Source organism: uncultured Shimia sp. (assembly GCF_913054185.1).
In the GTDB taxonomy this organism is placed as follows: domain Bacteria; phylum Pseudomonadota; class Alphaproteobacteria; order Rhodobacterales; family Rhodobacteraceae; genus Shimia.
The window spans coordinates 61,066-68,278 of sequence record NZ_CAJXIV010000009.1 but is presented as its reverse complement, the minus strand read 5'-3'; the positions used below and the strand labels follow the sequence as shown (position 1 = coordinate 68,278).

Here is a 7,213-nt window from a genome sequence, read left to right as displayed (position 1 = left end):
GCGCACCTGTTTTGGGTACAGGGGGTCGCAAGTTCGAATCTTGCCGTCCCGACCATTTTCCTCCTTAGAGGAAGAGAAAAAAGACGTAACCGTAAGGTTGCGTCTTTTTCTGTTTCGGGGGTTGGGGGCATGCAGGCATGCGCCAATAGCGATGACCGTAATGGCGAGAGCCCGGTCTGAGCCCAAACCTACCAATCCCTAGAGGGTGCTATGAATTCATGTAACTGAGCATATCTTGCCAACTTGGCTTGTTTTGAAGGAGCGTAAGCGTTTCTTCAAAATCACAAGGGTCCCCATCAATTTCAGAAACTACATTGCAGGCAAATTGCGTTATCTCCTCGTCAATACCGATGCAAAACTTCCTAATTAGGTCAAAGGCTTGTTGCATTGTGAGCCTGTCATCTTGAAAATCAATCATTGCTTGTAGCCAAGCACCTGTAAACTTTTTCCAGTCTTCATCGTCCATGTAAAATTCCCGCCTCTAAGCTTCCAAGAGGAGTTTAGGTCTGAGGTAATTGCATATTCAGTAATGAAGGGCTTACGCCAGAAAAAAGTGTACATTGCGATTTCATCAGATAGTGAACTCAGTTCGCATAGTACATGCTAACAATCGAACGCACTGCTGTGCACAAAAAAAGGCGCCCAATGGGCGCCTTTCGAAATACTAAATCTAGGCGCGCTTAGAGCAGGGCCAGATCAATCGCGCTTTCGCGGCCGTCGCGGCCAGCTTGCAGCTCGTAGCTTACTTTCTGGTTGTCAGCCAGACCGGTCAGGCCGGAGCGCTCAACTGCAGAAATGTGTACAAATACGTCGTTGCCGCCTTCATCAGGTGCAATAAAGCCGAAGCCTTTAGTGGTGTTAAACCATTTGACGGTGCCAGTAGCCATCGCCGTTCTCCTTGTTTTGTGCTGTCCGCGTCATGCGACAACCCGGCGGGTATCTTGATCGAAAGCTGAGCCGGTTAGGAGCAGGGGGTCGAAAATAGAAACTGCGCGTCAACCATCTCAATCAATCTGGGGCAGAAAACAAGGGAAATTTATGAAAAAGTGCCCTCAGGGTATTTGATTTCATAAAAATTTCACGCCTTCTGTCGCGAAGAGGCGCTGCCTGAGCGCATTCAGAGACTGTCAGAGATTCAAGGGGATGCCCCAAATAGGATGGGTGATTTGCGTCTTGCTTGTTTGCTTGGCCGGGCCGGCTGATGAAGATATTTTGACCATGTGGTAAATTTTTTTATTGATTGGTCAAAAAACCTGTGCAAGCCTTAGGGGGTAGCCAACAAGGTGTATGGGGAGGTCCTATGTCCAACACACCGTTTAGCGACGGCATCCAAGCAGCGCGTTTAGACTCTGCGGAACTGTCCGAAAATTTTGGGGATTTGCATCCTCGTTTTGATGATCACGAAGCCCTGGTGGCGTCGGATCGGTGTTATTTCTGTCACGATGCGCCGTGTATGACGGCCTGTCCGACGGATATTGATATTCCTCTGTTCATTCGCCAGATCGCCACCGGCACGCCGGAAGCGGCGGCCAAGACGATCTTTGATCAGAACATTCTGGGCGGCATGTGCGCCCGTGTGTGTCCAACAGAGACGCTCTGTGAGCAGGTATGTGTGCGTGAAACTGCAGAAGGCAATCCGGTCGAGATTGGTCGTTTGCAACGGTATGCCACCGACAAGCTGGTAGACGCTGGGCAACATCCTTTTGAACGTGCGGCGAGCACGGGGAAAAAGATTGCGGTGGTCGGTGCCGGTCCTGCCGGCCTGTCGGCGGCACACCGTTTGGCGATGCATGGGCATGATGTCACTGTGTACGATGCGCGCGCCAAGGCGGGTGGTCTGAACGAGTTTGGCATTGCGGCCTATAAGTCGGTAGAGAGCTTTGCTGAGCGCGAAGTTGACTGGCTTTTGAAAATTGGCGGCATCACCGTGGAAACCGGCAAAAAGCTGGGCGGCGGCCTGTCTCTGGACGGTTTGAAATCCGAGTTTGACGCGGTGTTCCTGGGCATCGGCCTTGGCGGCGTAAACGCGCTGGGCGTGGATGGCGAAGACAAAGTTGGCGTGGATGACGCCGTGGACTTTATTGCGGAGCTGCGACAGGCGAATGACCTGAGTAAAATGGCGATTGGTCGCGACGTGGTGGTGATTGGCGGTGGCATGACTGCTGTGGATGCAGCGGTGCAGGCAAAGCTGTTGGGTGCACTGAACGTGAGCTTGGTGTATCGCCGTGGCAAAGACCGGATGAATGCGTCTGAGTTTGAGCAAGATCTGGCGGCCTCCAAAGGTGTCCGGATCATCACCAATGCCTCGCCCAAAGCGGTGATTGGCAACGGTGCGGTGCGCGAGATCGAGTTTGAATACACTGACAATGACTTGAAGTCGACCGGACAAACCGTGCGTTTACAAGCGGATCAGGTGTTCAAAGCCATTGGTCAGACACTGGAGGGCGAGGGCCTGCCAGCGTTGGAGTGGGGCAAGATCAAAGTGGGTGACAGCGGGCGCACGTCCGTGGATGGCATCTGGGCTGGGGGTGATTGTGCCACCGGTGGCGATGATCTGACCGTGACTGCGGTGGCTGAGGGTCGTGACGCGGCCGAGGATATTCACGCCAAACTGTCGGCGTAAAGGGAGATAAGCACATGGCCAATCTCGAAAGTGAATTTGTAGGGATCAAATCCCCTAACCCGTTCTGGCTTGCTTCGGCGCCGCCAACGGACAAAGAGTACAACGTGCGCCGCGCCTTTGAAGCGGGCTGGGGCGGCGTTGTGTGGAAAACGCTGGGGTCCGAAGGCCCGCCAGTGGTGAACGTGAATGGGCCGCGGTATGGCGCCATTCACGGCGCAGACCGACGTTTGTTGGGGCTGAACAACATCGAGCTGATCACCGACCGTCCGCTGGAAGTGAACCTTGAGGAAATGACGCGGGTGAAGCGGGACTATCCCGATCACGCGGTGATTGCCTCTGTCATGGTGCCCTGCGAGGAAGATGAGTGGAAACGCATTCTTCCGATGATCGCTGAGACTGGTTGTGACGGGTTTGAGCTGAACTTTGGTTGTCCGCACGGAATGGCGGAGCGTGGTATGGGCTCTGCTGTGGGGCAGGTGCCGGAGTACATCGAAATGGTGGCGCGCTGGTGTAAAGAAGCCACTGACCTGCCGGTGATTGTGAAACTGACGCCAAACATCACCAACATCCTGCGTCCTGCGGAAGCGGCCGTGCGTGGTGGCGCAGATGCGGTAAGCTTGATCAACACAATCAACTCAATCACCACGGTGAATCTTGATGCAATGAGCCCGGAGCCGATGATTGACGGCAAAGGCACCCACGGCGGGTACTGCGGTCCGGCGGTAAAGCCAATTGCGCTGAACATGGTTGCCGAAATTGCCCGCAATCCAGAGACCGCGAAAATGCCGATTTCGGGTATAGGCGGCATCACAACGTGGCGCGATGCGGCTGAGTTCATGGCGCTGGGTGCCGGAAACGTGCAAGTCTGCACCGCCGCAATGACCTATGGCTTTAAGATTGTTCAGGAAATGATCTCTGGTCTGTCGCAGTGGATGGATGAGAAAGGTTATGAAAGCACCGCAGACTTTGTCGGCATGGCAACGCCAAACGTGACAGATTGGCAGTATCTGAACCTGAACCACGTCACCAAGGCGGTGATCAATCAGGATGATTGTATCAGCTGTGGTCGTTGCTACGCGGCCTGTGAGGATACTTCTCACCAAGCGATCGAAATGTCGGAAGACCGTGTGTTTACGGTGAAAGATGACGAGTGCGTGGCCTGCAACCTCTGTGTCAATGTGTGTCCGGTGGAGAACTGCATCACCATGCGCACGCTGGATACAGGTGAGCTGGATGAGCGTACCGGCAAGCCGGTGGATGCTGACTATGGCAATTGGACCGCACACCCAAACAATCCGATGTCCTCGGCAGCAGAGTAAGCTCTAACAAAAAGCGGGAACGTCCCTCCCGTATGGGCAGGATATTTTGGTACTGCTCCAAGCCGTCGCGGTTCCCCAGTCGCGACGGCTTTCATTGTTTGAAGGCCTCAGAAACAGGTAAGGAGTGTCCCGCAAAGCAGTCCGGCCTGATGGAACAAACGGGGTCGCGAGCGGTTTAGGGTGTCAGCAGTTTGCGGAACATCTGATCGAGGAAGGCATCCGCGCCCTCAAGAGTGTCGCTGTCACTCAGCACCTGAACTTGGGCGTCAAAATCGGCATAGTGCTGCGTGGTGGCCCAGATCGAAAACATCAGATGGCGCGGGTCAACCTCTGCCAGTTTGCCTTGGGCAATCCAGGTGCGGATCAACGCGGTTTTTTTGTCGACCAGAGGTTTTAGATCACTGACCAAATGTGGCTCCATACGGGGCGCGCCTTGCAGGATTTCATTGGCAAAGAGACGACTTTCACGTGGGAACTCGCGGCTCATTTCTAATTTTCGGTGCACATATCCCAAAATTTCGTCGAGCGGCTCGCCATCAGGGTCCATGTGATCCAAAGGGTCTAGCCAAGTTTCCATAAGCTGGTTCAGTAGGGTGACATGGATGTCTTCCTTGCCGCCAAAGTAATAGAGGATGTTGGGTTTGGACAGGCCGGCTTCTTCGGCAATCAGGTCCAGCGTGGCGCCGCGATAGCCGTGGCGGGAAAACACCTCTAGAGCGGCGTCCAGGATGCGCTTGCGGTTGCGCTGCTGAATGCGGCTGGGTTTGCGCGTCGATGCCTCGGCCATAGGTAACATTCCGTATTTCTTTGCCTTTTAGGCTAATGCAGCCAAAGGCGTGGGTCTACAGGGATTTAGGATAGGAAAGCCTTACTCGGTGGCGCCAATCCCGCGCAGGATGATGGTTTTGATATTGGATTTGGCCGCTTCCCACTGTTTGTCGTCCAGTGGCGCGCCGCCATTAAGGGTGTCGATTTGGTGGCCAAAGTCAGCGTAATGCTGGGTGGTGGCCCAGAGCATGTAGAGCAGGTGGCGCGGATCAATCTGCGCCATGCGGCCTTCGGAAATCCACCGCTCAATCACGTCGATTCGCCCATTGGTCCAATCTGTCAGCGTGGTTTCCAGATAATCCTGTATGACCGGCGCGCCGTGCATCACCTCGCTGGCCCAAACTTTGGAGCCGTCGGCATGGCGTCGCGAGATCTCCATTTTGGCGTCGATATAGGCACCGATGCCCTCTTCAGGACCTTCGGCTTGATCAAAAATATCAGCCGCCTGAAGCCAGATTTGGAAGATTTTTTGAACCACCTGACGATAGAGCAACTCCTTGGTAGGAAAGTAATAATGCAGGTTGGCCTTGGGCAGTCCTGCCACATCGGCAATGAGCTGCATGGTGGCCCCGCCAAAGCCGGCCTCAGCAAACACTTTTTCCGCTGCTGACAAAATGAGCGCTTCAGCTTCCTTGCGGCGCATTTTCTTGCTGGTGGCTTTGGTTACTGCCGTAGAGGTCTCTGCCATCAAAATTGCCCTGATAAAAAATCTTGACCGGTTGGTCAGGGTGTGGTCGTCTGAATTTGACCATACGGTCAGGAAGGCCGTGAGATCAAGAGCCCCACCAGCAAGGGCAGCCCAATTGGGCGCAAGCCCGGGCCAGACATTAGGGAGTAGATGCTATGGGTGCACCGGGTGAGAACCTTAAGGTGAACGCGGACCGGCTGTGGGACAGCCTGATGGACATGGCCAAGATTGGCCCCGGTATCGCCGGTGGCAACAACCGCCAGACTTTGACCGATGAAGACGCGGAAGGCCGCGCGCTGTTTCAATCATGGTGTGAAGCCGCGGGCATGAGCATGGGCGTGGACACGATGGGCAATATGTTTGCCACCCGTCCGGGCGAAGACCCAGAGGCGCTGCCGGTCTATATGGGCAGCCACTTGGATACGCAGCCAACCGGCGGCAAATACGACGGTGTGCTGGGTGTGCTCGGTGGTTTGGAAGCGGTGCGCACGATGAATGATTTGGGCATCAAGACCAACCACCCCATCGTGGTCACCAACTGGACCAACGAAGAGGGCACGCGTTATGCGCCTGCGATGCTGGCGTCCGGAGTGTTTACCGGGCGGCACACGCAAGATTGGGCCTATGATCGAGTCGATGCTGAGGGCAAAAGTTTTGGCGATGAGATCAAGCGGATAGGCTGGATTGGCGACGAAGAGGTTGGCGCGCGCAAGATGCATGCAATGTTTGAATTGCACATCGAACAAGGGCCAATCTTGGAAGCGGAAGGCAAAGACATCGGGGTTGTGACACACGGTCAGGGTTTGCGCTGGATTGAGTGTACCGTGACCGGCAAAGAGAGCCACACCGGGTCCACGCCAATGCCGATGCGCAAGAACGCCGGGCGTGGCTTGGCGCGGATCACCGAGCTGGTGCATGAGATTGCGATGAAACATCAGCCCAATGCGGTGGGTGCGATTGGCCATGTGGATGTCTATCCGAACTCGCGCAATATCATTCCGGGCAAGGTTGTCTTCACCATTGATTTCCGCAGCCACCTGCAAGAGGTGATTGACGCGATGCTGGCTGAGTTTGCCGAGAAAGCGCCAAAGCTCTGTGAAGAGATCGAAGTGGGGCTGGACTGGGAGATTGTGGGGCAGTTTGATCCCCCCGCCTTTGATGAGGCCTGTGTCGGCGCGGTGCGTGAAGCGGCCGAGCGTTTGGGCTATAGCCATATGGATATTGTCTCTGGCGCGGGGCATGACGCCTGCTGGATCAATGATGTGGCGCCGACCGCGATGATCATGTGTCCATGTGTGGACGGGCTGAGCCACAATGAGGCGGAAGAGATTTCCAAAGAGTGGGCTTCGGCCGGCACGGATGTGATGCTGCATGCGGTGCTAGAGACCGCGGAAGTTGTGGAGTGAAATCCGCTTCGCCCATAGTCTCAATTGAAGGAAAAGCCATCCATGATTGGCCGAGTTTTCACGACGAATTTTCGGTCAAGATTGGCTTTCCTTCGTTTTATGGTCGCAACGGTGATGCATGGATAGATTGCATGACACGCGTGGATGATGTGGCCAGCGGGTTAAGTTCGGTGACTGTGGATGAGGGCGACTTGCTTACATTGCAGATTGAAGATGCATCGTCTTGGGCTAAAAACTGCCCAGATGTGTGGGCGGGTTTTCAAGAAAGGGCGGCGTTTGTGAATTGGCGGCGCATAGAACAAGGTGACAGGGCCGTATTGGCGCTTTCGTACCACGTTTAGGGGAGAAA

General features: G+C 55.0%; 8 protein-coding genes. 4 read left to right on the top strand and 4 right to left on the bottom strand.

What is annotated here, in order from left to right:
- Positions 1 to 208 precede the first annotated feature (208 nt).
- The gene (locus tag QZ517_RS03630; protein ID WP_294222240.1) at positions 209 to 466 is read right to left on the bottom strand and encodes a hypothetical protein; all 258 of its coding nucleotides are present in this window, start codon (positions 464 to 466) and stop codon (positions 209 to 211) included.
- 214 nt (positions 467 to 680) lie between these two features.
- Positions 681 to 887, bottom strand: a complete 207-nt coding sequence (locus QZ517_RS03625; protein ID WP_283426938.1) for a cold-shock protein — start codon at positions 885 to 887, stop codon at positions 681 to 683.
- A gap of 413 nt (positions 888 to 1,300) precedes the next feature.
- Here QZ517_RS03625 and QZ517_RS03620 point away from each other — a divergent pair, with 413 nt between their 5' ends.
- On the top strand, positions 1,301 to 2,623 hold the full coding sequence (locus QZ517_RS03620) for an NAD(P)-dependent oxidoreductase (RefSeq protein ID WP_294222234.1): 1,323 nt from the start codon (positions 1,301 to 1,303) through the stop codon (positions 2,621 to 2,623).
- Positions 2,624 to 2,637: 14 nt separating this feature from the next.
- Positions 2,638 to 3,942 carry an NAD-dependent dihydropyrimidine dehydrogenase subunit PreA gene (gene preA / locus QZ517_RS03615; protein ID WP_294222232.1) on the top strand — a complete coding sequence of 435 codons (1,305 nt, stop codon included), beginning with the start codon at positions 2,638 to 2,640 and terminating at the stop codon, positions 3,940 to 3,942.
- 175 nt (positions 3,943 to 4,117) lie between these two features.
- Here the strand turns inward: preA and QZ517_RS03610 are convergent, their stop codons facing one another.
- Positions 4,118 to 4,729: a TetR family transcriptional regulator C-terminal domain-containing protein gene (locus QZ517_RS03610; protein ID WP_294222229.1), complete on the bottom strand. Its 612-nt coding sequence runs from the start codon at positions 4,727 to 4,729 to the stop codon at positions 4,118 to 4,120.
- A gap of 81 nt (positions 4,730 to 4,810) precedes the next feature.
- The gene (locus QZ517_RS03605; RefSeq protein ID WP_294222248.1) at positions 4,811 to 5,413 is read right to left on the bottom strand and encodes a TetR/AcrR family transcriptional regulator; all 603 of its coding nucleotides are present in this window, start codon (positions 5,411 to 5,413) and stop codon (positions 4,811 to 4,813) included.
- Between the two features lie 200 nt (positions 5,414 to 5,613).
- Between QZ517_RS03605 and QZ517_RS03600 the strand changes: the two genes are divergently transcribed.
- Positions 5,614 to 6,864 carry a Zn-dependent hydrolase gene (locus QZ517_RS03600; RefSeq protein ID WP_294222226.1) on the top strand — a complete coding sequence of 417 codons (1,251 nt, stop codon included), beginning with the start codon at positions 5,614 to 5,616 and terminating at the stop codon, positions 6,862 to 6,864.
- On the top strand, positions 6,861 to 7,205 hold the full coding sequence (locus QZ517_RS03595; protein ID WP_294222222.1) for a barstar family protein: 345 nt from the start codon (positions 6,861 to 6,863) through the stop codon (positions 7,203 to 7,205). Before QZ517_RS03600 ends, QZ517_RS03595 begins: the two co-directional genes overlap by 4 nt.
- The last annotated feature ends 8 nt before the right edge of the window (positions 7,206 to 7,213 follow it).

Coding starts and splice junctions, on each gene's coding strand:
- QZ517_RS03630 (WP_294222240.1), bottom strand. CDS start 466: ATGGACGATGAAGACTGGAAAAAGTTTACAGGTGCTTGGCTACAAGCA.
- QZ517_RS03625 (WP_283426938.1), bottom strand. CDS start 887: ATGGCTACTGGCACCGTCAAATGGTTTAACACCACTAAAGGCTTCGGC.
- QZ517_RS03620 (WP_294222234.1), top strand. CDS start 1,301: ATGTCCAACACACCGTTTAGCGACGGCATCCAAGCAGCGCGTTTAGAC.
- preA (WP_294222232.1), top strand. CDS start 2,638: ATGGCCAATCTCGAAAGTGAATTTGTAGGGATCAAATCCCCTAACCCG.
- QZ517_RS03610 (WP_294222229.1), bottom strand. CDS start 4,729: ATGGCCGAGGCATCGACGCGCAAACCCAGCCGCATTCAGCAGCGCAAC.
- QZ517_RS03605 (WP_294222248.1), bottom strand. CDS start 5,413: ATGCGCCGCAAGGAAGCTGAAGCGCTCATTTTGTCAGCAGCGGAAAAA.
- QZ517_RS03600 (WP_294222226.1), top strand. CDS start 5,614: ATGGGTGCACCGGGTGAGAACCTTAAGGTGAACGCGGACCGGCTGTGG.